11 protein-coding genes are annotated in these 14637 nt (G+C 70.7%); 8 read left to right on the top strand and 3 right to left on the bottom strand.

What is annotated here, in order from left to right:
- Positions 1-209 precede the first annotated feature (209 nt).
- A complete protein-coding gene (locus tag AC3EUV_RS01175) occupies positions 210-947 on the bottom strand; it encodes an SDR family NAD(P)-dependent oxidoreductase (RefSeq protein ID WP_432141170.1) in 738 nt (245 codons plus the stop codon).
- A gap of 206 nt (positions 948-1153) precedes the next feature.
- On the bottom strand, positions 1154-2467 hold the full coding sequence (locus tag AC3EUV_RS01170; RefSeq protein ID WP_435601903.1) for an alpha/beta hydrolase family protein: 1314 nt from the start codon (positions 2465-2467) through the stop codon (positions 1154-1156).
- A gap of 650 nt (positions 2468-3117) precedes the next feature.
- Here AC3EUV_RS01170 and AC3EUV_RS01165 point away from each other — a divergent pair.
- The 6 genes from AC3EUV_RS01165 (at position 3118) to AC3EUV_RS01140 (ending at position 10459) form a co-directional block, all read left to right on the top strand.
- Positions 3118-4527 (top strand): arylsulfotransferase family protein, encoded by a 1410-nt coding sequence (locus tag AC3EUV_RS01165; protein WP_432141168.1) that lies wholly within the window; start codon positions 3118-3120, stop codon positions 4525-4527.
- A gap of 77 nt (positions 4528-4604) precedes the next feature.
- The gene (locus AC3EUV_RS01160) at positions 4605-5243 is read left to right on the top strand and encodes a class I SAM-dependent methyltransferase (RefSeq protein WP_432141167.1); all 639 of its coding nucleotides are present in this window, start codon (positions 4605-4607) and stop codon (positions 5241-5243) included.
- 124 nt (positions 5244-5367) lie between these two features.
- Positions 5368-7689 carry an MMPL family transporter gene (locus tag AC3EUV_RS01155; RefSeq protein ID WP_432141166.1) on the top strand — a complete coding sequence of 774 codons (2322 nt, stop codon included), beginning with the start codon at positions 5368-5370 and terminating at the stop codon, positions 7687-7689.
- A gap of 75 nt (positions 7690-7764) precedes the next feature.
- The gene (gene ligD, locus AC3EUV_RS01150) at positions 7765-8736 is read left to right on the top strand and encodes a non-homologous end-joining DNA ligase (RefSeq protein WP_435601902.1); all 972 of its coding nucleotides are present in this window, start codon (positions 7765-7767) and stop codon (positions 8734-8736) included.
- Positions 8737-8888: 152 nt separating this feature from the next.
- The gene (locus tag AC3EUV_RS01145) at positions 8889-9977 is read left to right on the top strand and encodes a glutathione S-transferase family protein (protein ID WP_435601901.1); all 1089 of its coding nucleotides are present in this window, start codon (positions 8889-8891) and stop codon (positions 9975-9977) included.
- A gap of 182 nt (positions 9978-10159) precedes the next feature.
- Complete coding sequence (locus tag AC3EUV_RS01140) at positions 10160-10459, top strand: hypothetical protein (RefSeq protein ID WP_432141163.1); 300 nt, start codon at positions 10160-10162, stop codon at positions 10457-10459.
- 61 nt (positions 10460-10520) lie between these two features.
- Here AC3EUV_RS01140 and AC3EUV_RS01135 read toward each other — a convergent pair whose 3' ends face one another.
- Positions 10521-11849: an aminotransferase-like domain-containing protein gene (locus AC3EUV_RS01135; protein WP_435601900.1), complete on the bottom strand. Its 1329-nt coding sequence runs from the start codon at positions 11847-11849 to the stop codon at positions 10521-10523.
- A gap of 119 nt (positions 11850-11968) precedes the next feature.
- Between AC3EUV_RS01135 and AC3EUV_RS01130 the strand changes: the two genes are divergently transcribed.
- A complete protein-coding gene (locus AC3EUV_RS01130) occupies positions 11969-12781 on the top strand; it encodes an alpha/beta fold hydrolase (RefSeq protein WP_432141161.1) in 813 nt (270 codons plus the stop codon).
- Positions 12782-13009: 228 nt separating this feature from the next.
- Positions 13010-14614, top strand: coding sequence for an alpha/beta fold hydrolase (locus AC3EUV_RS01125; protein ID WP_435601899.1), 1605 nt, complete (start codon positions 13010-13012; stop codon positions 14612-14614).
- Positions 14615-14637: the final 23 nt, after the last annotated feature.

Below are 14637 nucleotides of genomic sequence, written 5' to 3'. Positions count from 1 at the left end.
TCCCGACGGCGCCGCAGGGCCCGCGGCCGGGAAACCCGGCCACCGCCGCTACGGCAGCAGGCCCGGAGGCCACCCCGTCGCCGCCCGCGCCCCCCAAGACCGCCCCGGCCGAATTCCCCCGTTCGGCCGGGGCTTCCCCTTTCCGGGCGCGGACCTCTCCCGGCGCAGGCTTCCCTGCGCTGACTTCGCAGCGCAGACTTCTGGGCTGCTCAGCGCAGATGCGACGCCCCGTTGACGTCCAGTACCGCGCCGGAGGACCAGAGCGCCTCGGGTGAGGCGAGATAGTGGACGGCGGACGCCACGTCCCCGGGCACCGCGACCCGGCCGAACGGGCTCTGCTGCCGCACGTCCTCCGTGAGACGGTCCGCGACCCGCTCGGTCTCCACGAATCCCGGGGCCACGGTGGCCACGCCGATGCCGTACGGCGCCAGGTGGACCGCCAGCGACTGCCCCATCGCGTGCAGCGCCGCCTTGGCCGCGCCGTACGCCGGGTGATCCGGCTCGCCGCGGAACGCCCCGCGCGAGCCGATGTTGATGATCCGCCCCGCCGCCTCCCGCTCGATCATGTTCCGCGCCGCGCAGTAGCTGACATGCGCCGCACCCAGCAGGTTCACGTCCACGACCTGCCGCCAGGCGTTCTGCCAGTCCTCGAACGAGGTGCGGTCCAAGGGGTGGGCCACATTCGCGGCGGCGTTGTTGACCAGCACATCGACACCGCCCAGCCCGTCCACCGCCGCGTCCACCAGCGCCGCGGCCCCCTCGGGCGTACTCACATCCCCCTGCACCAGCACATGCCCGCTCCCGGCGAGCCCCGCGTACGCCTCCTCCGCGGCCGCCCGCCGCGACGCGTAATGCAGCGCGACCCGGTCCCCGTGCGCGGCGAAGACCTCGGCCACCGCCCGCCCGATCCCCCGCGACGCGCCGGTCACCAGCACCGCCCGGCTCATCGGACGCCCTCCGCCCCGGCACCCGTACGACGGCAACAGCCGGAACACTCAAGGGACATACCGGGCTCCACAGGCGCCCAGAGATGGTTCATCAACGGATCGGTCCTTACCTCGTGCCGTACCACAAACGGTCGAGAGGAATCGTAAGGAGCCGTACGGGAAGCAGGAACGGCCGGGCGAGGACGGCGAAGGCGCCTACGGAGTGCTCAGGGCTTCAGTGGAAAGAGCTGCCTCAGGCGTGCCTGAATCAGCGGCAGGCCGACCGTGGGCACGTCATAGTGGCCGGCCCCCTCGAAAACGGCGAGGTTGATGTTGTTGGCGTTGGCCAGCATCTTGTTGACGATGCGGTAAGTGACGGAGCCCGGGCTGGTGATGTCATCGGTCCCATAGAGCCAGAGGACCGACCCCGGCAGTGTCGAGTTCTCCAGCCTTCCTTGGTTCCGTTCGAAGAATCGCCTGTTCTCCGGCAGCAGGTTCGGACCGTTTCCGCGGATTCCCGGATATGAGTCCAAGCGGTGGGAAGGCGAGGAATTCAGGTAGCTTTTGATGTCACCCTTGACCATTGCATTCAGATCGTCCAGGCACGTCCGCCAGTTCTGCCGATAGAATTTCAGCATGTGCTGGCCGTAGATCCTTTCGGGGGAGACCCGATAACCCGCATAGCGTTGGGTTTTCGTGAAATAGATGGTTTCCGCGTTGGCGAAGACCAGCTGGTCGATCTGACGCTCGGTGGGCGTCGTCCCGGGTTTGGAGGCGTTGGCGATGTCCCGCCACAGGAGCTTGTTCATGGCGGGGACGTCCGGGACGGGGGCGAGGGAAATCGTGCCCCGGTAGTCCAGAGCGGGCTCCGCCTTCTTGGACAGCCGGGAGTAGTATGCGGCGGCGAGCGCAGCGAATCCGCCTTCGGACCAACCCGCCGGCACCCATTCCCCGGACGCCTTTCCGCCGAGATACCGTTTCGCGGCAACGGCGGCGAAGATCATGGACTTGCCCTCGCTCGAAAGATCGTAATAGCCGTGCCCGGTCGGAATGCCGGCGGCCGCCGGGCCCAATCCCTCGTAGTCCGGCGCCACGACGGCCATACCCATCTTCAGGACGGCCGCCAACAACGCGGCGTTGGGCCCGTCAGCCCATTTCTTGTGTTCCTGGAGCTGGACGCTCGGTGCGCACTCCGGGGCCCATCCGACGGTGCCGTGACCCCATACGAAGAGCGGCCAGCCACCGGCCGGCGGAGATTTTCTGGGAGTGAACAGCATGGCGGTCGCATTGATCCGTTTTCCTTGAATGCCCGGCATGCGGTAGACGACCAGTTTCCCGTCGGCCAGGGTAGACAGTTCGCGGGGCACGTTGCGCAGCGGTGTGGGAGTGCCCACCACATCGCCGTTGCCCGCACTTTCCCCGGAGCCGTCGGATTCTCCCGAGGGTGCGCCGAACCCGCACCCGGTGAGGACCATCGCCAGCAGCAGAGCAGCCGCCGCTTTGCCCGACCGCTTGATGCGTCCCACGGCGGCTTCGCTCATTGCTGATGACCGCACCTGTGCCTTCTTCCTGTCGTCCTTCCCCGGCAGATATCCAGGAATGCTCAATGCCGGGAGCCGTGCTCCGTGACGCTAGGCGCTGCGGGTCGGTCGCGCCTGCTCAGCGCCGATCTGACGGTCCGTTGGGGCGGCGTGACCACGTATGCCACCGCCATCAAGGGGATATCCGAAAACAGTCGGCTGGGGCGGGTGATGACATCGCGTCAGTCGCTGCTCTGCCCTCGCCGGTCGGGCCGATCCACCGGACGGCGTCTCCAGCAGGCGGCGGCCGACCGTAGCGCTTAACGTCACCGGCACACGCAGGTCTCCCGGCTTTGGTCTTGGTGACGGACATTCCCGGGCGGCTCAGGAATCTGACACATCGCGACGGAGAAATGATGGCAGAGGGAAAGCCGTGGGCTCTCAGGGCCAGGCGGATGAGCCGTATCCCAGGGACCTGCTCACTGGCCGCGGGGTTGGCCTTCGCCAGCTGTGTGGTGCCCGCCGAGGCGAGTTCGCAACCAAGGCCCCGCTTGTGTGCGACCAGGCCGGCGCCTCCGTCGGGGAGTCCCGCTGCGCCGGAGCTGGTCACTTCGGGCAGCGGCGTGTGGAGCTTCGTCTCCGCGCCACGGCTTCACCCCATGCGGGTCAGCGTGACCGCACAGCGCCCGGGAACGGCACCCGGGAAAATCTTCACCGGCCCGTACACCATCAGCAGCCCGATGATCGGCCAGACCGGAGCGCTGATTTCCGACAACTCCGGTGCGCCGGTCTGGTTCCGGCCGCTGCCCTCGACGAGCCTTCAGAACGCCGACTTCAAGGTGCAGACCTATCACAACCCCCGGAACGGCACGGCAAAGCCCGTGCTGACCTGGTGGCAGGGGTCCATCGCGATCCCGCCCGCATATACGAACCTGCCGGGCGGCGCCCCCGAACCGGGCGGGTGCTACTACATCTACGACAGCCACTACCGCCTGGTCAGAACGGTTTTCGCCCGTCACGGCTTCCATCCCGACGAGCACGAATTCCTCCTGACCCGCAGAGGAACCGCGCTGTTCATCGCGACCAAGCCGGTCCCCATGGACCTCAGCCCCTACGGCGGTCCGGAGGACGGCGCCATCCTGGACAGCGAAGTGCAGGAAGTCGACCTCGCCACGGGGAAACTCGTCTTCTCGTGGGACATTCTCCAACACGTCAATCCGGCCGAGTCCGAGGTGCCCGCCTCCGATGCGTCGTCATCCGGAGGGGTGTGGGACGCCTATCACCTGAACTCGATCGACGAGGGACCCCATGGTGAGCTGCTGATCTCGGCACGCAACATGTGGGCGGCCTATGACATCTCCAGAAGGACCGGCCGGATCCGCTGGCAACTCGGCGGAAAGAAGAGCGACTTCACCTTCGGCCCGAACGCGGACTTCTTCTGGCAGCACGACGTCAGGTTCCGGCCGGAAGGCCGGATCAGCATGTTCGACGACGGCTGCTGTAGCCAGCCGGACGGCACACCCGAGCAGCAGTCACACGGCCTGATCCTCAACCTCAACTTCGCGCGCCGCCGTGCGACCGTCCACAAGACCTACTACCACGACCCGTCCCTGTACTCCGCCTCCCAGGGGAACACCCAGGCCCTGCCCAACGGGAACCAGTTCATCGGGTGGGGCCAGAATTCCTACTACTCGGAGTACGCATATCCGGGAAACTCCCAGAACAACGGTTTGCAGAACCTGCTCTACGACGCGAAGATGCCGGGCTCCGACATCTCGTACCGTGCCTTCCGCAACCGATGGGTCGGCCGCCCGTACTACCCGCCGAGTGCGGCGGCACGGATCGCGCGAGGACGCAGCGTCGTCTACGCCTCGTGGAACGGATCCACGGAGACCAGAGGGTGGCAACTGCTCGCCGGCCCCCGCCCCCACTCCCTGTGGGTCGTCCGCGGACGCGTCCCCCGCACCGGCTTCGAGACCGCCCTCGCGACCGCGAACCGGGGCCCGTACTTCCAGGTCAGGGCGCTTGACGCGCACGGGCGGGTGCTCGGAACCTCGAAAGTCGTGACGCTGACCAGGTGACGGCGGCGAGCACGGCGCCACGTGAGCGGATCATCCCGGCGGGGCGGCTGATCCCGGCCCGGCCCTAGGGTCGGTGGATGCCTTTCGACCACAACGACCACTACCACCGTCTGCTGTTACGGCAGCTGCCGCGGGACTGCCGCACCGCGCTCGACGTCGGGTGCGGGACCGGCCGGTTCGCGCGGCGGCTGGCCGGGCTGGGGATCGATGTCCATGCCGTCGATCCCTCGGCCGAAGTCCTCGCGCAGGCCCGGGCCGCAGCCGGGAACGCTGCGGACGGTGGCGGGCCGCCCCGTTATGAGCACGCGGACATCGCCCAGCTGAAACTGCCCGACCGGCACTACGGGTTCATCTCCTGCCTGGCGAGCCTGCACCACATGCCCTTCGACACGGTCACCGCACTGCGCCGGGCCCTCGCTCCGGGCGGTGTGCTGGTCATCCTGGGCTGCTATGCCGAGACCTCGCCGGCCGACTGGTGCTGGGGCCTGGCCGCGTCGCCGGTGAACGCGGTGGTCCGGCTCGCCGTCGCCGCCTCGGAACGGCTCCGGCCGGCCGCCACCACGCCGCCGAAGCCGCCCGTCGCGCCGCCGGGCATGCCGCTGCCCCGCATCCGCCGGGAGGCCGCCACACTGCTTCCCGGGTGCCGGATCCGGCGGCTGCTCTTCTGGCGCTATCTGCTGGTGTTCCACAACGACGCCTCCCCCGCGGGCGCTTGACGCCGGGGCGCACCCGTTCGGCCGACACCCGTATCCCCCCGTGGGCATGCCACGGCGGCGGAACCGGCGTTGACTGCTGCTTGTCCGTATGTGCCAGGAGCGCCGGCCCGCATCGGGAGCACCTATGTCGTTGCCGAGGAAACCGAGCGGGGCGACCGCGCCCGGCGCGTCCGGCGACAACGGGGCGCTGCGCCGGATCGGCGAGTGGTGTGCCCGGCACTGCGTCGTCGTCCTCGTGCTGTGGCTGGTCGCCCTGGCCGGGCTGCAAGTTCTCCAGCGTGCGTACGGCGGGGAGTACTCCGACGACTTCGCGCTGCCCGGCGTCCAGTCGGCGCAGGGCCGTGAGGTGCTCCAGAAACACGAGCCGAAGGCCGGGGGCTACAGCAGCCAGGTGGTGCTGCACGACGCGGCCAAGCCGCTGACGGACTTCCGCGGCGATATCGACAGCGCCGTCACCGCGCTCGGCAAGCTGCCGGACGTGCTGTCCGCGCAGAACCCGCTGCCGCCGCCCGGCGCACCGCCCGCCAAGCCGCCGCCCGGGACGCCGAACGTCGGCCCGCTCTCCACCGACGGCCGGACGGCGTACATCACGATGCGGTTCAGCGTGCAGCCGTCCACCCTGAAGCCGGACTATCTGGACGGGGTCGACGCGGCCGTGCGGCCGCTGCGGTCCGCGGGCGTGGAGGTGGAGTACGGCGGGCCGCTGGGTGAGCTGGCCCGGCCGGAGCCCGACGACCGGACCAGCGAGGTGATCGGCTTCGGGGTGGCGATCCTGGTACTGCTGATCGGCTTCGGGAGTGTCCTGGCGGCCGGGGTGCCGCTGCTGACCGCACTGATCGGTGTTCTCTGCGGGCTGGCCTGTCTGGGGCTGATCGCCGCCGTCTTCGTCTTCGCCACCGTCTCCCCCACCCTGGCCACGATGATCGGCCTCGGCGTCGGCATCGACTACGCGCTCTTTCTGATCACCCGGCACCGGCAGAACCTGATGGACGGGGCGGACCCGGTCACCGGCGCGGGCCGGGCCGTGGCCACCAGCGGCCGGGCGGTGCTGGTGTCCGGCTGCACGGTCATCATCGCGCTGATGGGGCTGTGGGTCTCGGGCGTCTCCTTCATCGGCAAACTGGGCGTGGCGGCCGCCATCACCGTGGTCTCGGCGGTGCTCGGCGCGCTCACCCTCGTCCCGGCGCTGCTCGGGCTGATCGGCCGCCGGATCGACCGGCTGCGGGTGCGCCGCCCGATCGCCGAGACGGACGCCGGACCGGGCGAGCAGGCCCAGGGCAGCTGGCACCGGTACGCGCAGCGGGTGGAGCGCCGCCCGTGGTGGTATCTGGCGGGCGGGGTCTTCATCGTGGTCGTGCTGGCCATTCCGGTCTTCTCGATGCAGCTCGGGCACATCGGCGACGGCGCGGACCCGAAGTCGTTCACCGACCGGCGCGCCTTCGATCTGATGTCCTCGGCGTTCGGCCCCGGCTCCAACGGCCCGCTGACCCTCGTCATCGACGAATCCGGGGTCCCGCAGGCGGACCGCCCGATGCTGGCGAAGCAGGCCCAGACGGTGCTCACGGATGTCCCGGGCGCGGCCTTCATCACGCCGCTGAAGGCCACCCCGGACGGCGCGGTGCTGACCGGCACCGCGTACTCCACCCAGTCCCCGCAGAACGCGGACACCACGGATCTGGTCAACCGCCTCAAGCACGATCTGCTGCCGGCGGCCGTGAAGGGGACCGACGCGCACGGCTATGTGACGGGCACGACCGCCGGCCAGGTGGACTTCCTGGACATCGTCGCCGGCCGGCTGCCGCTGATCATCGCCGTGGTCGTCGCGCTCGCCTTCCTCATCATCCTGACCGTCTTCCGTGGCGTGCTGGTCGCGGTGAAGGCGGCGGTGCTCAACGTGCTGTCGATCGCCGCCTCGTACGGGGTGGTGGTGGCGGTCTTCCAGTGGGGCTGGGGCGGGCCGGCGCTCGGGGTCTCGGGGACGGTGCCGATCGAGAGCTATGTCCCGATGATGATGTTCGCGATCGTCTTCGGGCTGAGCATGGACTACGAGATCTTCCTGCTGTCGCGGGTGCACGAGGCGTGGCTGCGCACGGCTGACGCGAAGGCGAGCGTGGCGCACGCGCTGGAGATCACCGCCCGGGTGATCACCTGCGCCGCGCTGATCATGGTGAGCGTGTTCGCCGCGTTCATCATCAGCGACAACATCGTGGTGAAGATGCTGGGCCTCGGGCTGGCCGTGAGCGTCCTGATCGACGCCACCGTGGTCCGACTGCTGCTGGTCCCCGCGGTGATGACGCTGCTGGGCCCGGCGGCCTGGTGGACGCCCCGGTGGCTGGACCGGATCCTGCCGCATGTCCGTACGGAGGGCGAGGAGCAGCTTGCCGCGCCGGGGCCGCCGCGTGGGGGCGCCGCGCGGAGCGGGACCCGGCCGGGCGGCGGCACCTGAGCTCCCGGGGCGTGGCCGCCCGGCCCGGCGGCCCGCCGATCTGCGGCCGTCCCCGTCTCGCCCGATGATCGAACCATGGCCCCGTCCGCCGAGCGTGGCTCGGCCTCGTACCCCGTGATCCGGCCGATGCTGGCCACGGTCGGCCCGCTGCCTGCCGAGCACGAGGAGGCGGCCTGGGCCTTCGAGGCCAAATGGGACGGTGCGCGCTGCATCGTCAACACCTCCGGCGACGGCACCGTCCGGCTGGTCACCCGGGCCGGCAACGACGCCACCGGCACCTACCCAGAGCTGGCGCCGCTGGGTGAGCAGCTGCGTGGCCGGCCGGCGGTGCTCGACGGCGAGGTGGTGGTGCTGGACGCGCGCGGCCGGCCGGACTTCGGGCTGCTTCAGCGCCGGATGGGCGTGGTGAACCCGCGCCGCACGGCCCGGCTGGCCATGGAGCACCCCGTACACCTCGTCCTCTTCGATCTGATGTATCTGGGCGGCTCACTGCTCGGCTCGCCGTATTACGAGCGCCGGTCCCTGCTGGCCGGGCTGGGGCTCCGGGGCAAGAACTGGTCGGCGCCCGGCTATGTGGAGGGCCATGGGCAACAGGCGTGGGAGGCCTCGCTGCAGGCCGGTCTGGAAGGGGTGGTGGCGAAGCGGCTGAGCTCGGCGTATCTGCCGGGTGTGCGGTCACCCGAGTGGCGCAAGACGAAACATCTGCTGACCCTCGACGTGATCATCGGGGGCTGGACGGAAGGCCATGGCGGGCTGTCCGGACTGCCCGGTTCCGTGCTGGCGGGCGTGCCGGAACCCGCGGGGCTGCGCTACGTCGGCTCGGTGGGCTCGGGGCTGTCCGACCGGGAGCGCCATGAGCTGGCGCGGTATCTGGGGGTGATCCCGCTGGACCGGTCCCCGTTCCTCAACGCGGTGGACGTGGCGGGGGCGCACTGGGCCGAGCCCCGGCTCGTCGCCGAGATCACGCTCACCGGCTGGACCTCGGCCGGCCGGCTGCGGCATCCGATCTGGCACCGGCTGCGGCCCGACCTCACCCACCTCGGCTGAGCCGGGCCGCCCGGTCGCCCGGCCGCGGCGCGAAGCCGGGTGCGCCGGGTGCGCCGGGTGCGCCGGGCGGCTGACGCGGGGGGATACCCGCCCCCGGCCGGGAAGGCTCGCCCTGAGCACCCGGAGCACACCGCAGACGGAAGGAGTCGGCGATGCCCCACCCCGACGCCGGCAACAACGGCGGCACCACGGACGGCACCTCGGACGCCCCCACCGAAGGCAACGTCGCGTACGGCAGGAAGCCCTTCAAGCGCTCCAAGAGCCACTTCGCGGACCGCATCACGGCGGACGGCCGCGACGGCTGGCCGGCCGAGGCCGGCCGCTACCGGCTGGTGGCCAGCCGCGCCTGCCCCTGGGCGAGCCGCGCCGTCATCTCCCGGCGGCTGCTCGGCCTGGAGGACGCCATCTCCCTCGCCATCACCGACCCGATCCAGGACGACCGCAGCTGGCGCTTCACCCTGGACCCCGGCGGCCGCGACCCCGTCCTCGGCATCCGCTTCCTCAGCGAGGCCTACAACGCCCGCGAGACGGACTACCCCGGCGGAGTCAGCGTCCCCGCCATCGTCGACGTACCCAGCAGGCAGCTCGTCACCAACGACTTCCAGCAGATCACCCTGGACTTCGCGACGGAGTGGACGGCGCTGCACCGGCCCGGCGCCCCCGATCTGTATCCGGAGCCGCTGCGCGAGGAGATCGATATCGTCATGGCGGGCGTCTACCGGGATGTCAACAACGGGGTGTACCGGGCGGGTTTCGCCACCGGGCAGAGCGAGTACGACGCCGCGTTCCGCGATCTGTTCCGGCGCCTGGACCTGCTGTCCGAGCGCCTCCTCGACCGCCGCTACCTCGTCGGCGACACCCTCACCGAGGCCGACATCCGGCTGTTCACCACGCTGGTCCGCTTCGACGCCGTCTACCACGGGCACTTCAAGTGCAACCGCTTCAAGCTGGCCGAGGACCCGGTGCTGTGGGCCTACGCCAAGGACCTCTTCCAGACGCCCGGCTTTGGCGACACCGTCGACTTCCATCACATCAAGCACCACTACTACCGGGTACACACCGGCATCAATCCGACCGGCATCGTCCCGGCCGGTCCGGACCTCTCCGGCTGGCTGACCCCGCACCACCGCGAGGAGTTGGGCGGCCGGCCGTTCGGCGACGGCACCCCGCCGGGCCCGGTGCCGCCGGCCGAGGAGGTGCCGCCCAGCGGGCGCCCCGAGCATCTGCTGACCGGCTCCTGACCGCCCCCGCACCCCGGCCGCCGGAGCCCGGCCGCGGCGCCCGGGCCGTGAGATCCTGAAAACACAGGGACAGACACACCAGCGGTGCACCGGAGCCACCCGCGAACGCGCCGAGCACCCGGGCTCCCGGTTCGCCGCCGCGCGCCACCCGCCCCACGCCCTCCACGCGAGGAGTGAGCCCGATGAGGATGGTCCTGACGGCCCGGATACCGACCGAGACCGGCAACGAAGTCATCCAGAACGGCAGTCTGCCGAAGATCATGGAGACCGCCATCGCCGCCCTCCAGCCGGAGGCGGCCTACTTCACCCTCGACGGCGGTGAGCGCACCGCCTACTTCTACTTCGACATGAAGGAGTCGTCGCAGATGCCGACGCTCCTGGAATCCTTCTTCATGGATCTGCACGCGAAGGTCTCGCTCCAGCCGGTGATGAACACGGCGGAACTGCGCACCGGTCTCGGACACCTGATGAGCGGCACCTGAGGAGTGGTATCCAGGGCCTGTCGTTTGGATCAGGCCCTGGCCGCCCGGCCCGGCGCGCCGCTCACTCCGCCCCGGTGTCCTCCGGTGCCCCCTGCGCCAGCCCGGCCAGGACGCCGAGCGCCTCGGCCAGGACGTCGACGGGCGGCGAGGCAAGCGCCAGACGTACGGCGTTGGGTGCGTGGCCCGAGCCGATGGCGAAGGCTCCGGACGGGGTGACGGCGATCCCGCGGCGCGCGGCGGCGGCGACGAAGGTGTCGGCCCGCCACGGGTCCGGCAGTTCCCACCAGCAGTGATACGCCTGCGGATCGGCCCGGACCCGGAAGCCGGCGAGCCGTTCGGCGGCGATCCGCTGACGGGCCGCGGCATCGCCGCGCTTCTCCTCCTCGGCGGCCGCCGCGGTGCCGTCGGCCATCCAGCGGGTGGCCGCGTCGAGCGCGAAGCGGGAGGCGGTCCAGGTCCCCGTTCGGAGGGCCGTCGCGAAGTCCTGTGCGGTGCCTTCGGGCACGGTCAGGAAGCCCAGCGAGAGTCCGGGCGCGAGGCGTTTGGACAGGCTGTCGATGACCACGGTGCGCTCCGGCGCGCGGGCGGCGAGCGGGGACAGGTCGTTGCGGAGGAATCCGTAGATCGCGTCCTCGATGGCGTGCAGGTCCAACTCCTGCAGGACCGCGGCGAGTTCCGCGCGCCGCTGGACGGGCATGGTGTGGCCCAGCGGGTTGTGGAGGGCGGGCTGGAGGTAGACGGCGCGCAGCGGAGGGGCGCCGCGCAGCGCCTCGGGGGTCAGGCCGTGCTCGTCCATGGCGAGGGGGACGAGGGTGACGCCGAGGCGGGCCGCAATGCCCTTCACCACGGGGTAGGTGAGCGATTCGACGCCGAGCCGCTCACCGGCCGGGACCAGCGCGGCGATCGCCGCGGCGAGCGCCTGCCGGCCGTTGCCCGCGAAGAGCAGCTGCCGGGGCTCGGGGGCCCAGTCACCACGGGCGAGGTGGGCGGCCGCGGCCTGCCGGGCGGCGGCCGTGCCGACGGCCCCCACCGGACGGAGCGCGGCGGCCATCGCCTCGGGACGCAGCAGCGGGCCCAGGCTCTTGGCGAGCAGCGCGGGATGGCCGGGCAGCACCGGAAAGTTCAGCTCCAGGTCGACCCGGGCCTCCCCCGGCTCGGCCAGTGCGGGCTCGGCCACGGGCGCGGCGCTGCGGACGAAGGTCCCGCGGCCGACCTCGCCGACGGTCAGCCCGCGTCGGCTCAATTCCCCGTAGACCCGGGCCGCGGTCGAGCTCGCGATCCGCCGGTCCCGGGCGAACCGGCGCAGCGGCGGCAGCCGGTCTCCCGGGCGGAGCCGGCCGGCGGCGATCTCGGCGGCGAGATCATCGGCGATCGCGCGATAGTCGTCCATCGGCCCCTCCCGCGAGGCACTCGAAAACATTGCACCGAGTACATTTTTTATATTGCACCGAGAGATTGCCCTCTCTAGCATCGAGGCGTCAAGCCGCAGCAGAGGGGATGGACGGTCCAATGGGTTCGGTCATGTGCGAAGAGATCACCGTGGGATACGAGGACGAGGGCAGCGGTGCACCGCTGGTGCTCGTGCACGGTCACCCCTTCGACCGTTCGATGTGGCGCCCACAGACCGAGCACTTCAGCCGGTCCGGATGGCGGGTGATCGCGCCGGATCTCCGCGGCTACGGGCAGAGCACGGTCGTCCCGGGCAAGACCCCGCTGGAGACCTTCGCCCGCGACCTCCTCGCCCTGCTCGACCGGCTCGGGATCGACCGCTTCGTTCTCGGCGGCCTGTCCATGGGCGGCCAGATCGTCATGGAGTGCTACCGGCTCTTCCCGGAGCGGATACGGGGCCTGGTGCTCGCCGACACCTTCGCCGCGGCGGAGACCGAGGAGGGCAGGGCCGCCCGCCAGGCCATGGCGGCACGGCTGCTCCGCGAGGGCATGACGGGCTACGCACACGAGGTACTGGCCAAGATGGTGTCCCCGCACACCCTCACCCACCGGCCGGACGCCGCCGCCCATGTCCTTTCGATGATGACGGCCACGGCACCGGAGGGCGCGGCCGCCGCCCTGCTCGGCCGCGCCGAACGCCCCGACTACCGGGAGCTCCTGACGCGGGTATCGGTGCCGGCCCTGGTGGTGGTCGGCACCGAGGACACCTATACGCCCGTGAGCGACGCCCGCGACCTCCACGCACGGATCCCGGACGCCACCCTGGCCGTCATCGAGCAGACGGCCCATCTGCCGAATCTGGAGCGGCCGGACGCGTTCAACGCCGTCCTGGCGGAATTCCTCGACTCCCTGCCGAAATCGGCTGCCGCGTAGCGAAGTTCTCACCACCGGGGCGGTGAGCCGCCCGGCTGCGACCCCGGCACCCCCCTACCGCGGACCCCGACTCCCCCTGCCCGCACGGGCGTTACTCAGCCGTAACCTACCGACGGGTTACCAGAGGTAAGGGGTGGACCTTACTCTCCAGTCACATTCGGGCGCGCCGTACGCCCCACCTGTCCCCGGACAGCGTGCGGCCGCCCGCATCGAGATCTGGAGCAGAAGATGACGCCCTCCCGTATGACGCCACGCGTCGCGATCGGCACCGTCTCCGCGGCCGTCCTCGCCGCCACGGTCCTCACCGGCGCACCGGCCACCGCCGCGCCGGCGACCCCGGAATCCGCCCCCACGACGGCGACTTCGGACGGCTCGGCCTCCCTCCGGTTCGTCGACATCGAGGGCGCCGGCGGTATCACCCTCAAGGCGAATGTCTTCACCCCGGCCGGCGCCGACGACACCCGGCGCCACCCCGTCATCGTGCTGCCGACGAGCTGGTCGATGCCGCAGATCGAGTATCTGGCGCAGGCCAGGAAGCTGGCCGAAGCGGGCTATGTGGTCGTCGGATACAACTCCCGGGGGTTCTGGCAGTCCGGCGGGGAGATCGAGACGGCCGGCCCGAAGGACATCGCGGATGCCTCGAAGGTCATCGACTGGGCGCTGGCCCACACCCCGGCCGATCCGCAGCGGGTCGGGATGGCCGGGGTCTCGTACGGCGCCGGGATCAGCCTGCTGGCGTCGGCGTCCGACAAGCGGATCAAGGCGGTTGCGGCGCTCAGCGGCTGGGGCGACCTCGTCGGTTCGATCTACAGCGGCCGCACCGAGCACCGGCAGGCCGCGGCGTTCCTGGGCGGCACGGGCGAGCTGACCGGACGCCCCAGCCCCGAAATGCGGACCATCATGAAGGACTTCCTGGCCTCGAACCTGGACAAGGAAGAGGATCTGATCGCGTGGGGGCGCAAGCGCTCCCCCGCCACCTATCTCGACCGGATCAATGCCAACGGCGCCGCCATCATGCTGGGCAACGCCTGGGGCGATTCCATCTTCCCGCCCAACCAGACCGCCGACTTCTACGAGAAGCTGACCGGCCCCAAGCGACTGGAATTCCGCCCCGGTGATCACGCCACGGCCGAAGGGCTCGGGCTGTTCGGGCTGCCCAACGACACCTGGACCAACACCAAGCGGTGGTTCGACCACTACCTCCAGGGCGCGGACAACGGCGTCGACCGGGAGTCGCCGGTGCAGCTCAAGTCCCGTTCCACCGGCGCGTACGAAGGCTACAAGAGCTGGAAGGACGTCCCGTCCGCGCAGCGTCGGATCGAGCTCGGCGACAGCAAGCAGATCAACACCAACTGGAACTCCGGCGCCGACGGCGGCCTGATCTTCCTCTCCAGCATGATGGACCAGTTCTTCCGGCTGCCGCCGATGGCCTCGATCCCGCTGCTGCCCCGCCCCCTCGCCGCCGTCTGGCAGTCCGAGCGCTACGACACCGGACAGCGGGTCCGGGGCACCACCCGGCTGCACACCACCCTGACCAGCACCGCCGAGAGCGGCACCGCGATCGCCTACCTCTACGACGTGGGCCCGCTCGGCCTCGGCAAGCTGGTCACCCACGCGCCGTACACCTTCCACGGCAAGACCCCCAACCAGCCCTTCGGCGTGGACCTGGAGCTGTTCTCGACGGCCTACGACGTACCGGCCGGCCACCGTCTCGCCGTGGTCGTCGACACCGTCGACCCGCTGTACAACGAGCACAACCCGTCCGGCGCCCACCTGACGTTCTCCTCCCCGGCGGACGACCCGTCCTATGTGTCGGTGCCGGTACGGGACTAGGAACCCGGCGACGGCGGGGGCGC

The organism is Streptomyces sp. bgisy130 (assembly GCF_057708345.1).
Note: the sequence above shows the minus strand (reverse complement) of the source record. Positions and strands in the feature narration are given on the sequence as shown.